The sequence below is a fragment of the Streptomyces sp. NPDC052040 genome, from assembly GCF_044548405.1.
Classification (GTDB): Bacteria; Actinomycetota; Actinomycetes; order Streptomycetales; family Streptomycetaceae; genus Streptomyces.
This window is the reverse complement of the sequence record NZ_JBIUBV010000011.1, coordinates 57,049-71,769: the sequence shown is the minus strand read 5'-3', so window position 1 is coordinate 71,769 and position 14,721 is coordinate 57,049. Positions and strand designations below refer to the sequence as shown.

The 14,721-nt window shown below is 71.7% G+C and carries 13 protein-coding genes and 1 riboswitch; of the genes, 12 read left to right on the top strand and 1 reads right to left on the bottom strand.

The window, feature by feature from the left end:
- Nucleotides 1-22: 22 nt before the first annotated feature.
- Nucleotides 23-466 carry a hypothetical protein gene (locus tag ACIHAA_RS21870; RefSeq protein ID WP_399819612.1) on the bottom strand — a complete coding sequence of 148 codons (444 nt, stop codon included), beginning with the start codon at nucleotides 464-466 and terminating at the stop codon, nucleotides 23-25.
- A 396-nt stretch (nucleotides 467-862) separates the two neighbouring features.
- Here ACIHAA_RS21870 and ACIHAA_RS21865 point away from each other — a divergent pair, with 396 nt between their 5' ends.
- From ACIHAA_RS21865 to ACIHAA_RS21810, 12 genes are all read left to right on the top strand, one after another.
- Nucleotides 863-1,690: a glycoside hydrolase domain-containing protein gene (locus tag ACIHAA_RS21865; RefSeq protein WP_399819610.1), complete on the top strand. Its 828-nt coding sequence runs from the start codon at nucleotides 863-865 to the stop codon at nucleotides 1,688-1,690.
- Between the two features lie 182 nt (nucleotides 1,691-1,872).
- Nucleotides 1,873-2,526, top strand: coding sequence for a SurA N-terminal domain-containing protein (locus ACIHAA_RS21860; RefSeq protein WP_399819608.1), 654 nt, complete (start codon nucleotides 1,873-1,875; stop codon nucleotides 2,524-2,526).
- Between the two features lie 124 nt (nucleotides 2,527-2,650).
- A complete protein-coding gene (locus ACIHAA_RS21855; protein ID WP_399819607.1) occupies nucleotides 2,651-3,673 on the top strand; it encodes a nucleoside triphosphate pyrophosphohydrolase in 1,023 nt (340 codons plus the stop codon).
- Entirely contained in the window at nucleotides 3,670-5,040 is a 1,371-nt protein-coding gene (locus ACIHAA_RS21850; protein WP_399819605.1) for a cytochrome P450, read from the top strand. The genes ACIHAA_RS21855 and ACIHAA_RS21850 overlap by 4 nt, the downstream gene beginning before the upstream one ends.
- A 177-nt stretch (nucleotides 5,041-5,217) precedes the next feature.
- A complete protein-coding gene (locus ACIHAA_RS21845; RefSeq protein ID WP_399819603.1) occupies nucleotides 5,218-6,294 on the top strand; it encodes a transglycosylase family protein in 1,077 nt (358 codons plus the stop codon).
- Nucleotides 6,295-6,504: 210 nt separating this feature from the next.
- A riboswitch (cyclic di-AMP (ydaO/yuaA leader) is annotated at nucleotides 6,505-6,674 on the top strand.
- Nucleotides 6,675-6,677: 3 nt separating this feature from the next.
- On the top strand, nucleotides 6,678-7,391 hold the full coding sequence (locus ACIHAA_RS21840) for a transglycosylase family protein (protein ID WP_399819601.1): 714 nt from the start codon (nucleotides 6,678-6,680) through the stop codon (nucleotides 7,389-7,391).
- Nucleotides 7,392-7,727: 336 nt separating this feature from the next.
- Nucleotides 7,728-9,014 carry a phosphopyruvate hydratase gene (gene eno, locus ACIHAA_RS21835; RefSeq protein ID WP_399819600.1) on the top strand — a complete coding sequence of 429 codons (1,287 nt, stop codon included), beginning with the start codon at nucleotides 7,728-7,730 and terminating at the stop codon, nucleotides 9,012-9,014.
- A 101-nt stretch (nucleotides 9,015-9,115) separates the two neighbouring features.
- Nucleotides 9,116-9,592, top strand: coding sequence for a septum formation initiator family protein (locus ACIHAA_RS21830; protein ID WP_399819599.1), 477 nt, complete (start codon nucleotides 9,116-9,118; stop codon nucleotides 9,590-9,592).
- Between the two features lie 58 nt (nucleotides 9,593-9,650).
- Complete coding sequence (locus tag ACIHAA_RS21825; RefSeq protein WP_399819597.1) at nucleotides 9,651-10,319, top strand: DUF501 domain-containing protein; 669 nt, start codon at nucleotides 9,651-9,653, stop codon at nucleotides 10,317-10,319.
- Nucleotides 10,316-11,257: an exopolyphosphatase gene (locus ACIHAA_RS21820; protein ID WP_399819595.1), complete on the top strand. Its 942-nt coding sequence runs from the start codon at nucleotides 10,316-10,318 to the stop codon at nucleotides 11,255-11,257. Before ACIHAA_RS21825 ends, ACIHAA_RS21820 begins: the two co-directional genes overlap by 4 nt.
- 497 nt (nucleotides 11,258-11,754) lie before the next feature.
- The gene (locus tag ACIHAA_RS21815) at nucleotides 11,755-13,137 is read left to right on the top strand and encodes an NAD(P)/FAD-dependent oxidoreductase (RefSeq protein ID WP_399819593.1); all 1,383 of its coding nucleotides are present in this window, start codon (nucleotides 11,755-11,757) and stop codon (nucleotides 13,135-13,137) included.
- A 273-nt stretch (nucleotides 13,138-13,410) separates the two neighbouring features.
- Nucleotides 13,411-14,706 carry a class I SAM-dependent methyltransferase gene (locus ACIHAA_RS21810; protein ID WP_399819590.1) on the top strand — a complete coding sequence of 432 codons (1,296 nt, stop codon included), beginning with the start codon at nucleotides 13,411-13,413 and terminating at the stop codon, nucleotides 14,704-14,706.
- Nucleotides 14,707-14,721 lie beyond the last annotated feature (15 nt).

Here is a 14,721-nt window from a genome sequence, read left to right as displayed (position 1 = left end):
GGAACGCAGGGGCGGCGTTCCCTCAGCCCGCGGTCGGCAGGGCCGCCGCGAACCGGTGTCCGTCCGCGCGGTGCTGGACCGGGAAGGTGACCTTGAGGCCCGTCTCCTGACCGGCCACCGACAGCCGGGTGACGTACTGGAGGCCCAGGAACGCCTTCTTGGAACCGCTCGCGGAGACATACGGGCGCGGCAGCTCGATCACCAGCTTGCCGGGCTTGCCGCCGCGGTTGCCGTCGAAGAGGAGGATCCGGCGGTCGGTCAGGGCGATGTACATCGGGCGGGGCGTGACGGTGGCCATCACGGTGCCACCGCTGACCACGCCGACCACGGCCGCGGTCAGCGCCATCCTGCGCACGGAGACCGAGCCGACGCCCGCGAGGGTCGTCAGCTGTATCCGCTCGCCCTGAAGCAGCAGGGGGGCGGCGGCCTCCGTCAGCTGGCGGGCGCGGCGGGTGTTGAGGGCCATGGGGACTCCTGGTTGCGGGGGGAGGCGCCGGTCCGCGCGGCCGCCCCGCGTGCCCGGGGGCGCTCGCAGGAGCAACCGGTGAGCAGGCCGAAAGGAGCGGCGCGCGGAGGGCAACGGGTGATCAAGACGGGCGCACGCTATGGAGGAATGGTTAACTCCAGGTAGATACAAGGTAAGTGAATGCCCAAGGGGTGGTCGTGGCTTTCCTGGAGGGGCCGGATTCCGGGCGGGGGAGGGGCATGGCCCGGGAAGGTGTAAATTTCAGCCATCCTCGGACGTCCGTGCGATCCCTGCGATGGGCTCGACCGCGCCGCCTGCGCGCCGGCGCCGAGGACTCGAAGACTCTTTCTCCGGCGGCCGCCGCACGCGTGCCGCCTGCTTGAAGTGGGGTGCGGGATGGCCGGTCATCGGCGGTCCAGGAAGTTCAGATACCTCTCGTGGGCGGCGGCCGGTGCCGCCGTGGTCGCGGGGGCCGGGATCGCGGCGGGGACCTCGATGGCCGCCCCGGCCTGGCCCGCCCAGAAGACCTTCACCGGGCGGGCCTTCGACACCTGCACCGCGCCCTCGCTCTCCGCGATGAAGGCCTGGCACGACGGCTTCTACGGGGCCGCCGCGGTCTACGTCGGCGGCAAGAACCGCGGCTGCAACCAGCCCAACCTGACCGCGTCCTGGGTGAAGTCCGTCAGTTCCACCGGCTGGAAACTGATCCCGATCTACGTCGGCGCCCAGCCGTCCTGCCAGACCGGCTCCAACCCGGAGAAGCTCACCCCTTCCAACGCGACCTCCCTCGGCACGAGCGACGCCTCGGACGCGGTCGCCAAGGCGTCGGCGCTCGGCATCAGGGCGGGCAGCCCGGTCTACCTCGACATGGAGCCGTACGACACCGCCAACATCTCGTGCAACAACGCCGTGCTGGCCTATGTCCGCGCCTTCGACAAGCAGGTGCACGCCAAGACCTACCGGGCCGGGTTCTACGGCTTCACCAGCTCCAGCGCCAAGGCCGTGGCCACCGCCAAGGACCGGACCGACCTGCCGGGCAACCTCTGGTACGCCCTGTGGGACAAGACGTACACCACCACCACGGACTGGCCGTGGGGCTCCGGCCAGTACACCGGCCACAGCCGCGCCCACCAGTACCTGGTCAACAGCAAGGAGACCCACGGCGGTTACACCCTCACGGTGGACCGCGACGCCTGGGACGCACCCGTCGCGATCACCGGCTGACCGGCTGGTCCGGGGCTCCGGGTGACCGGGCCCCGGCCGGATCGGGAGGCGTGCGGAGGACGACGGTGCCTCAAGTCGCGGTGAATCGTTGGTCGTACGGGTTGGCCGGAGCAGGGCCACTGCCTACCATCGATCACCGCAAGACCTTGTGCACCGTCGCACAATCTCCTCGGGAGGCCACCTTGCACCGCCGTCGCACCGCGATCGCCCTCAGCGCCGCCCTCGTCGCGGCTCCCGTCCTCACTGCGTGCGGCGACTCCGGGCACCCGGGTGCCGCCGCCGTCGTCGGAGGGCAGCGGATCACGGTCGCCCAGCTGGAGAGCCGGGTGAAGGAGGTGCGCACCGCCCAGCGCGCCGCAGCCCCGGACGCCACCCAGTACCAGCAGACGGTCGCCCGGACCGGGGGCCTCGCCCGCGACACCCTCCACAGCCTGGTCCTGGAACGGGTCCTGGACCGGGCCGCCAGGAACGCGGGCGTGACCGCCACTCGCCGGGACGTCGAACAGCTCCGCACAAGCCTCGAACAGCAGGCGGGCGGCGCGGGGGCGCTGAAGTCCATCTGGCTCGACCAGTACGGTGTGGCCCCCGGCCGCATCGACGACAACCTCCGCACCGAGGTCGAGGCGCAGAAGCTGTCCGCCGCGCTCGGCGCCGACATGAACACGACCGACGGCAAGGCCGTGTTCTGGAAGGCGATGGCGGGGGCCTCGAAGGAACTCCACATCGACCTCAACCCGCGCTACGGCACCTGGGACGTGCAGAAGAGCAGCCGGGTGGACGCGAAGACCCCCTGGGTCAAGGAGGCCTCGGCCACCGGGACACCGCAGACGGCGTAGCACCGGCACCGGCACCGGCACTGCACCGGCACCGGCACGGGACCGGTGATGCGGCCGGTCCCGTCCGCCCGTCCACCTGTGGATAACTTCCGGGCCCCTCGGCACCGTGGGTTACGTTCGAGGGGTGAACGCAACCAGCTCCGAAGGCGCCCCCGGCCGCGTCGTCCTGCTCACCACCAGCCACCGGGTCGCGCCCGGCCTGCTGTCCTGGCCCGCCTGGCAGGCGCTGCGCGACGCCGACCTGGTCCTGTGCGCGGACGGCGCCCACCCGCAGCTGCCCTATCTGCGCGAAGCCGGAACGGCAGTCCGGGAGGGCGCCCTCACCGCCGAGGAGGTGGTCGACGCCTGTGCCGGCGGCCGCACCGTGGTCGTCGTCGCGACCGGCGAGGGCGAGCCCCGCCTCACCGACGGCCTGGCCCGCCTGGCGGGCTCGGGACGGGTGCGGATGCCCGAGCTGGAGCTGCTCCCCGCCTCGTACGACCTCCCGGGCGCCCGCCTCCTCGACCTGGTGCAGGTCATGGACCGCATCCGCGCCGAGTGCCCCTGGTCCTCGCGGCAGACCCACCGGGGCCTCGCCAAGTACGGCATCGAGGAGGCCTACGAGCTGGTCGAGGCGATCGAGGCGGGCGACCGCGAGGAGCTCCGCGAGGAGCTGGGCGACGTCCTGCTCCAGGTCGTCTTCCACGCCCGGATCGCCGAGGAGGACCCGGACGCCCCCTTCTCCGTCGACGATGTGGCGGGCGGCATCGTCGCCAAGCTGATCCACCGCCATCCCCATGTCTTCGGCGACGCGACCGCGACGACACCGGAGGAGGTCAAGGAGCACTGGCTGCGGACCAAGGCGGTGGAGAAGCGCCGCGCCTCGGTGACCGACGGCGTCCCCCTCGGGCAGCCGGGCCTGGCCCTGGCGGCGAAGCTGTCCTCCCGGGTGCGCACGGCGGGCCTCGACGTGCCGCTCCCCCAGGGCGAGGGCATCGGCTACGAGCTGCTGGCGCTCGCCGCGCGCGCGGAGGCCGACGGCGTGGACCCGGAAGCCGCCCTGCGCGCCGCCGCCCGCGCCTACCGGGACGCGGTACGGGCCGCCGAGGGCCTCGGACCGCGGACCGGCGGCACGGAGGACGAGCAGGACGGGACGGGGGAGCAGTGAGCGGACAGACCGGCGCGGCGGGAGGACGGACTCCCGGACCTCCCCCCGAACCCGCCTCCGGGCTTTCCCCCGAACTCACCCCCGGGCTCTCCCCCGAACTCTTCAGCTGGGAGTTCGCCGCCGACCCCTATCCCGCCTACGCCTGGCTCCGCGAGCACGCCCCCGTGCACCGCACTCGGCTGCCGAGCGGTGTGGAGGCCTGGCTGGTCACCCGCTACGCCGACGCCAAGCACGCCCTCGCCCACCCCGCGCTCAGCAAGAACCCGGCGCATCACGACGAACCCGCGCACGCCAAGGGGAAGACCGGTATCCCCGGCGAGCGCAAGGCCGAGCTGATGACGCATCTGCTGAACATCGACCCGCCGGACCACACCCGGCTGCGCCGACTGGTCTCCAAGGCGTTCACCCCCCGCCGGGTCGCCGAGTTCGCGCCCCGTGTGCAGGAGCTGACCGATCAGCTGATCGACCGGTTCGCGGACCGCGGTTCGGCCGACCTCATCCATGAGTTCGCCTTCCCGCTCCCCATCTACGCCATCTGCGACCTGCTCGGCGTCCCCCGCGAGGACCAGGACGACTTCCGGGACTGGGCGGGCATGATGATCCGGCACGGGGGAGGGCCCCGGGGCGGGGTCGCGCGGTCCGTGAAGAAGATGCGCGGCTATCTCGCCGACCTCATCCACCGCAAGCGCGAGGCACTGCCCGATGCGCCCGGCCCCGGCGAGGATCTGATCTCCGGGCTCATCCGCGCCTCCGACCACGGCGAGCACCTCACCGAGAACGAGGCCGCCGCCATGGCCTTCATCCTGCTCTTCGCCGGCTTCGAGACCACGGTCAACCTCATCGGCAACGGCACCTACGCGCTGCTCGGCCACCCCGGTCAGCGGGCCCTCCTCCAGTCCTCTCTCGCCCGGGGGGAGCGGGACCTCCTGGAGACCGGGGTCGAGGAACTCCTGCGCTACGACGGCCCGGTCGAGCTGGCCACCTGGCGTTTCGCCACCCGGCCGCTGGCCATCGGCGGCCAGGAGATCGCGGCCGGGGACCCGGTCCTGGTGGTGCTCGCCGCCGCCGACCGGGACCCGGAGCGGTTCACCGACCCCGATGTCCTCGATCTCTCCCGCCGTGACAACCAGCACCTCGGTTACGGGCACGGCATCCACTACTGCCTCGGCGCACCCCTGGCCCGGCTGGAGGGTCAGACCGCGCTCGCCTCCCTGCTGACCCGCCTTCCGGACTTGCGACTCGCGGTGGATTCCACCGAATTGCGCTGGCGTGGCGGGCTGATTATGCGTGGATTGCGCACCCTTCCGGTGGAGTTCACACCGGTTGCGAAGAAAGATCACCGGCCTGTCCCCGGCGCCGGGGGGTGAGGCGGCGGCCACGCCGACGGTCACAGGACGGTGACATTTTCTCAATCCTGTGATCTTCACGTGATCTGCGCTGCATTGACTTGTGACAAGTGATCCACTGCGGCTACCTTCACGCAGCAACGCGGCGGTCGCCACAGCCGCCGCGTTGGTCACTGCTGTCGCGCGAAAGGCAACCGCATGCTCTCCGGGAACGGTCGACACCGTCGCCCTCGCCAGGCTCCGGCTCTCCTTGTCGCGGCAGGAGTCACCGGCTCGGCGATCGCGATCCCGCTCCTCGGCGCCACCGGTGCGAGCGCGGCCAGCGGCACCACCTGGGACCGGGTCGCGGAGTGCGAGAGCGGCGGCTCCTGGAGCGCCGACCACGGCAACGGCCGCTACGGCGGGCTCCAGTTGACCCAGGAGGACTGGGACACCTACGGCGGCCTGGACTACGCCCCGAGCCCCGACCAGGCGAGCCGCTCCCAGCAGATAGCCGTCGCCGAGAAGGTCCTCGACCACAAGGGCGTCTCCGCCTGGAGCACCTGCGCCCTGGTCTCCGGCCTGTCCCAGGACTCGTCGGCCACGGGTGTCGACACCGGTATGGCCGACGCGGACTCCGGTGACGGCTCCGTGTCCTTCTCCGGCTCCGGCATGGACATGGGCGTGCCGAAATCGTCCAACTCGTCCCAGTCATCCCAGTCGTCCCCCTCCCCGTCCGGCTCGCCTTCCGCGCCGCACGCGCCGGAGTCCTCCGCCTCGGGCACCGCGTCCTCCACGCCGTCCTCCACGCCGTCCTCGTCCTCCTCCGCGCCGTCCTCCTCCCCCTCGGGTACGACCACCGGCCCGGCCGCCAACGGAACCGGTGGCGCCACCGACCCGAGCGGATCCAAGAGCCCCGGCACCACCCCCTCGACCGCCACCAAGAGCGACGAGTCGGACAAGGTCGGGCAGAACGTGGCATCTTCGGGCGATGATGCGGACGGAAGCGCCGGGGCGGGACGCCACCGTGGCGGCACTGGCGACGAGGGTGCCGAGGGTGACCCCGCCGGCCGTCACGCCTCGCGCGGCACCACCGAGGGGCGCGAGACCGCCGACGGCTCGTACACGGTCCGCCCCGGTGACAATCTCTCCGCGATCGCCGACTCCCTTGACCTCAAGGGCGGGTGGGCCGCCCTCTACGACGCGAACAAGGAGACGGTCGGCACCGATCCGAACCTCATCCTTCCCGGTCAGAGCCTTGCGGTCGCGGGTGGGCCGTCTGCGGACGCCTCCTGAACTCCCGCCTGATTGACCCCACTTCGCCCCCTGCTTCTCGTCCTACTTCGCGCTTAATGTCCGAATTGGCGAGAGTGAGATATGAGTCTCACAAGCCCTGATCGTCTTTGAAATTCGGCGCTTCGACTGCTTACGGTCGTGATCGCTCGCCACAGCGGGCCCCGACGGTCGCAACGCCGAATCCTGCCAGCGGCCGTACGGGAACAGTCGTCGCGTCAAGCGCCGTAGGCAGGAGCGGGGGACCCAAGGTAGGTGCCGCGCCCGGGAGTTGACCGGGTGTGGCTAGGGGTGGAGCCGCGCGCCCGGGGAGGGCGTGCGGCCGGGCAACTCAACCGGCCCGAACCCGACAGCTCACCTCGCAGGCGTCGGTGAGGGGATCAACCATGCTGTGTTCCGGTAAGGGCAAGCACCGTCGCCCGTCCAAGGCCGTCCGCGCCATCACGCTCGCCGGTGTCACCGGTGCCGCCGTCGCCGCCCCGCTGATGGCGGCCGGCAGCGCCTCCGCCGCCACCTCCTCCCAGTGGGACGCCGTCGCCCAGTGCGAGTCCGGCGGCAACTGGTCCATCAACACCGGCAACGGTTTCTACGGCGGCCTCCAGTTCACCAACTCGACCTGGGCCGCCTACGGTGGCAGCGCCTACGCCGCGCGGGCCGACCTGGCCTCCAAGTCGGAGCAGATCTCCGTCGCCGAGAAGGTCCTCGCGGGCCAGGGCAAGGGTGCCTGGCCGGTCTGCGGCACGGGCCTGTCCAGCGCCCCCTACGACGGCGCCCCGGCCTCCTCCGGCAGCTCCAGCGGCTCCAACGGTTCCGCCGGTGCCCAGGACTCCACCAAGAGCACCACCACCCGCTCGACCGAGCCGCAGGCCGCCAACCGCTCCGAGCAGCGTCCGGCCCCGCAGAAGACCGTCACCACCCCGACCGGCGAGAAGGTCAAGAAGGGCGACGGCGAGTACAAGGTGGTCACGGGCGACACTCTCAGCACGATCGCCGAGAAGCACCACGTCCAGGGCGGCTGGCAGAAGCTGTTCCAGCTGAACAAGGACATCGTCGACAACGCCGACCTCATCTACCCGGGCCAGCAGCTGCACCTGAAGTAACGGCTGCCCGGCGGCCGGCCCGCCCCCTCCCCGTGCCCCGACCCCGGCACGGGGGAGGCCAGGGGCGCAGCGCCCCCGTCCCCATGCTCCCCGCTCCGGTGCGCGTTCCCCCGTGCGCGCCGGGGCGGGGCCTTTTTGTCCGCCCGCCCTCCCGGCTTTGTCCGCCCGCCCTCCCGGCCACCCCTCTTTGTTCACCGCGGGAACAATGTGTACCGTCACCCTGTCCACGGGACGGTCGGTCGGCTGGCCGATGCCCCGGGGCGGTTAGGCTCTAGTCGCAAGGCACAGCCGTAAGGCACACAGCCCCGCACTTCCAGCGTCACATCCAAGAAGGAGATGCTCGTGCCGTCCATCGACGTCGTCGTAGCCCGGGAAATCCTGGACTCCCGAGGCAACCCCACGGTCGAGGTCGAGGTCGGCCTCGACGACGGCAGCACGGGTCGTGCCGCCGTCCCGTCCGGCGCCTCCACCGGTGCCTTCGAGGCCATCGAGCTGCGTGACGGCGACCCGGGCCGCTACCAGGGCAAGGGCGTCGAGAAGGCCGTCCTCGCGGTGATCGAGCAGATCGGCCCGGAGCTGGTCGGCTACGACGCCACCGAGCAGCGCCTGATCGACCAGGCGATGTTCGACCTGGACGCCACCGACAACAAGGGCTCGCTCGGCGCCAACGCCATCCTCGGCGTCTCCCTCGCCGTGGCCCACGCCGCCTCCGAGGCCAGCGACCTCCCGCTCTTCCGCTACCTGGGCGGCCCGAACGCGCACCTGCTGCCGGTGCCGATGATGAACATCCTGAACGGCGGCTCGCACGCCGACTCCAACGTGGACATCCAGGAGTTCATGATCGCCCCCATCGGCGCGGAGTCGTTCTCCGAGGCGCTGCGCTGGGGCACCGAGGTCTACCACACCCTCAAGAAGGTGCTGAAGAGCAAGGGCCTGTCCACCGGCCTCGGCGACGAGGGCGGCTTCGCCCCGAACCTCGGCTCCAACCGCGAGGCCCTCGACCTGATCCTCGAGGCCATCAAGGAAGCCGGGTACGCCCCCGGCGAGCAGATCGCCCTCGCCCTCGACGTCGCCGCCTCCGAGTTCTACAAGGACGGCAAGTACCTCTTCGAGGGCAAGGAGCGCTCCGCCGCCGAGATGACGGAGTACTACGAGGAGCTGGTGGCGGCCTACCCGCTGGTCTCCATCGAGGACCCGCTGTTCGAGGACGACTGGGCCGGCTGGAAGATCATCACCGACAAGCTCGGCGACAAGGTCCAGCTGGTCGGCGACGACCTCTTCGTCACCAACCCCGAGCGCCTCGCCCGCGGCATCGAGGAGGGCGCGGCCAACGCCCTGCTGGTCAAGGTGAACCAGATCGGCTCGCTGACCGAGACCCTCGACGCCGTCGAGCTGGCCCAGCGCAACGGCTTCAAGTGCATGATGTCCCACCGCTCCGGCGAGACCGAGGACGTCACCATCGCCGACCTGGCCGTCGCCACCAACTGCGGCCAGATCAAGACCGGCGCCCCGGCCCGCTCCGAGCGCGTCGCCAAGTACAACCAGCTGCTGCGCATCGAGGAGATCCTCGACGACGCCGCGGTCTACGCCGGCCGCAGCGCCTTCCCGCGCTTCAAGGGCTGAGCCCCCCAGGGCCACGCCCTGGCCGGTCGTCCGTACGTCCCCGTACGCGGTCCCGTACCGTGTGCGGGGACGTACGTACGTGTGAAGGGGAGGCGGGAGACATGGCCGTGAAGGACCGTGACCGGTTCTCCACCGCGACCAGGCTGCGGCTGCTCGGTGAGCAGACGGCGGCCCGGGTCTACCGCTCCCAGACCAGGCGGCAGGCCCGCCGCTCCCGGCTCACCGGCCGGGCCGCCCTGCTCGCCCTCGTCCTGTGCTCCCTGATCGTGGCCCTCGCGTACCCGCTGCGGCAGTACGTCTCCCAGCGCGCCCAGATCACCGGCCTGGAGCGGCAGCGGCAGGAGGCCCGCGACCGGGTCGAGCAGCTGCGCGACCTCAAGGCGCGCTGGCAGGACGACGCGTACGCGGAGCAGCAGATCCGCGCCCGGCTGCACTATGTGATGCCGGGCGAGACCGGGTACACCGTGGTCGACCCGGACCGGGCCGGGCACTCCACGGCCCACCGGACGTCCCTGACGCGCCCCTGGTACGCGGGCGTCTGGGACGGGGTGGACAAGGCCGACGCGTCCGACCAGTGAACCCGGCCGGCCCGACCGGGCCCGGCCCGACACAGACACAAGAGAGACTTCGCACCGCATGGAAACGCCCCCGCCGCCCACGCCGCGCACCGAGCCCACGGACGCCGATGTCGCGGCCATCGAGCAGCAGCTCGGCCGCACCCCGCGCGGACTGCGCGCGATCGCGCACCGCTGCCCGTGCGGGCAGCCGGACGTCGTGGAGACCGCGCCGCGGCTCCCCGACGGCACCCCCTTCCCGACGACGTACTACCTGACGTGCCCGCGCGCCGCCTCGGCGATCGGCACGCTGGAGGCCAACGGCGTCATGAAGGAGATGACGGAGCGCCTGGGGGCCGATCCGGAGCTGGCCGCCGCCTATCGCGCCGCCCACGAGGACTACATCGCCCGCCGCGACGCCGTCGAGGTCCTGGAGGGCTTCCCGAGCGCGGGCGGCATGCCGGACCGGGTGAAGTGCCTGCATGTGCTCGTCGGCCACTCGCTGGCCGCGGGTCCGGGCGTCAACCCGCTCGGCGACGAGGCGATCGAGATGCTGCCGGAGTGGTGGCGCAAGGGTTCATGCGTGTCGCCCGGCGCCGGGGCGCCGCCCGCCGGTGACGCGTGGGAGGTGGAGACGGCCGACACCGGCTGGCTCGCCGTCCAGCCCGTGAGCCCCGCCGCCAGGGAGCCGCAGTCCGGGCAGGAGCAGGCCGGGCAGGAGCAGTCCGGCCGGAAGGGGCAGGGCCAGTGACACGCGTCGCCGCCGTCGACTGCGGTACGAACTCCATCCGCCTGCTGGTGGCGGACGCCGACCCGGCCACCGGTGAACTCGTCGAGCTGGACCGCCGGATGACCATCGTCCGGCTCGGGCAGGGCGTGGACCGCACGGGGCGCCTGGCCCCGGAGGCGCTGGAGCGCACCTTCGCCGCCTGCCGCGAGTACGCGGAGGTCATCAAGGGCCACGGCGCCGAGCGGGTCCGCTTCGTCGCCACCTCCGCCTCCCGGGACGCGGAGAACCGGGAGGACTTCGTCCGCGGGGTCCTGGACATCCTCGGCGTCGAGCCCGAGGTCATCTCCGGCGACCAGGAGGCGGAGTTCTCCTTCCTGGGTGCGACCAAGGAGCTGACCGGCCGGGACGACCTCGCCCGGCCCTACCTGGTGGTGGACATCGGCGGCGGCTCCACGGAGTTCGTCGTCGGCGAGGACCGGGTGCGGGCCGCCCGGTCCGTGGACATCGGCTGCGTTCGGATGACGGAGCGCCACCTCGTGCACGGGGGCGCCGTCGCCGACCCGCCCGCCGAGGAGCAGATCGCCGCCATACGGTCCGACATCGAGGCCGCCCTCGACCTGGCGGAGCGGACCGTGCCGCTGCGGGAGGCGCGGACCCTGGTCGGCCTCGCGGGCTCGGTCACCAGCGTCTCGGCGATCGCCCAGGACCTCCCGGAGTACGACTCCGCGCGGATCCACCACTCCCGTGTCTCCCTGGACCGCGTCCGGGAGATCACCGAGCGGCTGCTGCGTTCCACGCACGCCGAGCGGGCGGAGATCCCCTCCCTGCACCCCGGACGCGTGGACGTCATCGGCGCGGGGGCCCTGGTCCTCCTCGCGATCATGGAACGCATCGGCGCCCAGGAGGTCGTGGTCAGCGAACACGACATCCTCGACGGCATCGCCTGGTCCCTCGCCTGACGACCGCGGGCGGCCCGACGGCCCGCGCAGGCAGGGGTTCTGACGGGGAGTCGGGGGTGTGCGGGGCGGTTTTTCCTACTCGTCAGTAGCCTCTCTTGAGCGTGTTGGGTAACGTATGAGCGCGCTCAAGGGGGGCTTCGCGCCTTCGCGCGGGTGCCCCGCGCGGAATGTTCGTGAAGTTCTTCACAAGGAAAATCGCGCCTGGTGGCGGCGCCATGGGTCCCATGGCCCGTTCGGGGGGCTCAACGGCCCTTGCGGGGTGCTCACGCGAGCGTTTCCGGTGGAGGGTGCGTGGGTCCGGACAAGGCCGGGTAAGAGGGCGGTGAAGGCCACAAGGGGCAGCTCACGAGGCCTTGACAACGATCCGCCCACCCCCGCGGTTCCCGGTCCGCGCCATGATCTCCGTCACGCGGGCCGCGGAGTGTAGCAGACGCCCCCCTCAAGCTTGTGAAGGGGCGCACGAGCGACCCCCCATGGGCAGGTGGATACTCGATGGCATGAGCACCACGGAGCGTCCCAGGATCCTCGTAGTAGGCGGTGGGTACGTAGGCCTGTACGCAGCTCGACGCATCCTGAAGAAGATGCGCTACGGCGAGGCGACCGTCACGGTCGTCGACCCGCGCTCGTACATGACCTACCAGCCCTTCCTCCCCGAAGCTGCCGCCGGCAGCATCTCCCCCCGGCATGTCGTCGTCCCGCTGCGGCGCGTCCTGCCCAAGGCGGAGGTCCTCACCGGCCGGGTCACCACCATCGACCAGGACCGCAAGGTCGCCGTGATCGCCCCGCTGGTCGGCGAGGCGTACGAGCTGCCCTTCGACTACCTGGTGATCGCGCTCGGCGCGGTCTCCCGCACCTTCCCGATCCCCGGCCTCGCCGAGCAGGGCATCGGTATGAAGGGCGTCGAGGAGGCCATCGGCCTGCGCAACCACGTCCTCGAGCAGCTCGACAAGGCCGACTCCACGACCGACGAGGAGATCCGCCGCAAGGCGCTCACCTTCGTCTTCATCGGCGGCGGCTTCGCCGGTGCGGAGACCATCGGTGAGGTCGAGGACATGGCCCGGGACGCGGCCAAGTACTACAAGAACGTGTCCCGCGAGGACATGCGCTTCATCCTGGTCGACGCCGCCGACAAGATCCTCCCCGAGGTCGGCCCCAAGCTCGGCCAGTACGGCAAGGAGCACCTCGAGGGCCGTGGCGTCGAGGTCTACCTGTCCACCTCCATGGAGTCCTGCGTCGACGGCCATGTGGTGCTGAAGAACGGCCTCGAGGTCGACTCCAACACCATCGTGTGGACGGCGGGCGTCAAGCCGAACCCGGCACTCGCCCGCTTCGGCCTCCCGCTCGGCCCGCGCGGCCATGTGGACACCGCCCCCACCCTCCAGGTCCAGGGCACCGACTACATCTGGGCCGCCGGCGACAACGCCCAGGTGCCCGACCTCGTCGGCCGCAAGGCGGGCAACGAGAACGCCTGGTGCCCGCCGAACGCGCAGCACGCGCTGCGTCAGGCCAAGGTCCTCGGCGACAACGTGGTCTCCGGCATGCGGGGCTTCCCGCAGAAGGAGTACTCGCACGCCAACAAGGGCGCGGTGGCCGGTCTCGGCCTCCACAAGGGCGTCGCGATGATCGTCCTGGGCAAGACGAAGATCAAGCTCAAGGGCCGTCTCGCCTGGTACATGCACCGTGGCTACCACGGCCTGGCGATGCCGACCTGGAACCGCAAGATCCGGATCTTCGCGGACTGGACGCTCGGCATGTTCCTCAAGCGCGAGGTCGTCTCGCTCGGCGCGATCGAGTCCCCGCGCGAGGAGTTCTACGAGGCCGCCAAGCCCGCCCCGGTCGCCCCCGCGGCCAAGACCGAGGAGAAGGCCAAGGCCTCCTGACCCCCGGTCACCGTTCCAGCCGAAGGGCCTCCCGCCATCCGTGGTGCGGGAGGCCCTTCGGCATGCGGCGCACCGCACGCGCCTGACCTCGCACGGCGGCCTGCGGCACCCCCGGGACCCGGGCATTTTGCCCAGCCGTAACGCCATTGGGGGACTGCGGCCCGGCCCCGCAGGTGTTTACGTGGTGGGACATCCCGGAAACTCTCCCCTGTCCGGTCCCTGCGGAGACGTGGCGCGGACCGGACAGGTGATACCCCATCGGAGGTGTGCGCCATGGCCGACGCCGCGCCGCGGCTGAAAAGCCTCGTAGAACAGTTGTTGGGGACGCCGCTCCCGTTGCGCATCCGCGCCTGGGACGGTTCGGAAGCGGGCCCGCCCGGCGCTCCCGTCCTCGTCGTACGCAACCGCCGCGCCCTGCGCCGCCTGCTGTGGAAACCGGGGGAGTTGGGGCTCGTCCGCGCCTGGGTCGCCGGGGACCTCGCCGTCGACGGCGACCTCTACACCGCCCTCGATCTGATGGCCGGGCTGGTCTGGGAGCGCGGCGAGGACGCCCGCACGCTCGCCCAGGCCCTCCGCGACCCGCAGGTGCGCGCCGGTGTGCGCGGGCTGGCCCTGCTGGCCCGCCCCCTGCCGCCGCCCCCGCCGCCCCGGGAGGAGGTCCGCAGGGCGCCCGGCCGCCGTCACTCCCGGCACAGCGACAAACGCGCCATCAGCCATCACTACGACGTGGGCAACGACTTCTACGAGATCGTCCTCGGCCCGTCCATGGTGTACTCCTGCGCCTACTGGGAGTCGCCGGACGCCACCCTGGAGGACGCCCAGCGCGACAAGCTGGAACTCGTCTGCCGCAAGCTCGGTCTGACCCCCGGTCAGCGGCTCCTCGACGTCGGCTGCGGCTGGGGCTCCATGGCGATCCACGCCGCCCGCGAGCACGGGGTGAACGTCGTCGGCATCACCCTCTCCCAGGAGCAGGCCACCTACGCCCGTAAGCGCATCGCCGACGAGGGCCTCGCCGACCTCGTCGAGATCCGGGTGCAGGACTACCGGGACGTCGACGACGGCCCCTACGACGCGATCTCCTCCATCGGGATGGCCGAGCACGTCGGCGCCGAACGGTACCTGGAGTACGCCCGTGATCTGCACGCCCTGCTCACGCCCGGCGGGCGGCTGCTCAACCACCAGATCGCCCGGCGCCCCCGCCGGGACGAGACCGCGTACTCCGTCGACGCGTTCATCGACGCCTATGTCTTCCCGGACGGTGAACTGGCGCCCGTCGGCACCACGGTGACCCAGCTGGAGCGCGCGGGGTTCGAGGTGCGGGACGTGGAGGCGCTGCGCGAGCACTACGCCCTCACCCTGCGCGGCTGGGTCGCCAACCTGGAGGCCGAGTGGGGCCGCGCCCTGGCCCTCGCCGGGGCCGGCCGCGCCCGTGTGTGGCGCCTCTACATGGCCGCCTCCGCCCTGGCCTTCGAACGCAACCGCATCGGCGTCAACCAGGTCCTCGCCGTGCGGACCCCGGAACCCGGTTCCGCCGGACTGCCGCTGCGCACCCGCACCTGGCACGCCTGACGGGGCGTCCGGTCG

What these genes read in the sequence shown, in the direction of transcription:
- ACIHAA_RS21870 (WP_399819612.1), bottom strand. Translation starts at nt 466, where the DNA reads ATGGCCCTCAACACCCGCCGCGCCCGCCAGCTGACGGAGGCCGCCGCC.
- ACIHAA_RS21865 (WP_399819610.1), top strand. Translation starts at nt 863, where the DNA reads ATGGCCGGTCATCGGCGGTCCAGGAAGTTCAGATACCTCTCGTGGGCG.
- ACIHAA_RS21845 (WP_399819603.1), top strand. Translation starts at nt 5,218, where the DNA reads ATGCTCTCCGGGAACGGTCGACACCGTCGCCCTCGCCAGGCTCCGGCT.
- ACIHAA_RS21840 (WP_399819601.1), top strand. Translation starts at nt 6,678, where the DNA reads ATGCTGTGTTCCGGTAAGGGCAAGCACCGTCGCCCGTCCAAGGCCGTC.
- eno (WP_399819600.1), top strand. Translation starts at nt 7,728, where the DNA reads ATGCTCGTGCCGTCCATCGACGTCGTCGTAGCCCGGGAAATCCTGGAC.
- ACIHAA_RS21830 (WP_399819599.1), top strand. Translation starts at nt 9,116, where the DNA reads ATGGCCGTGAAGGACCGTGACCGGTTCTCCACCGCGACCAGGCTGCGG.
- ACIHAA_RS21825 (WP_399819597.1), top strand. Translation starts at nt 9,651, where the DNA reads ATGGAAACGCCCCCGCCGCCCACGCCGCGCACCGAGCCCACGGACGCC.
- ACIHAA_RS21815 (WP_399819593.1), top strand. Translation starts at nt 11,755, where the DNA reads ATGAGCACCACGGAGCGTCCCAGGATCCTCGTAGTAGGCGGTGGGTAC.
- ACIHAA_RS21810 (WP_399819590.1), top strand. Translation starts at nt 13,411, where the DNA reads ATGGCCGACGCCGCGCCGCGGCTGAAAAGCCTCGTAGAACAGTTGTTG.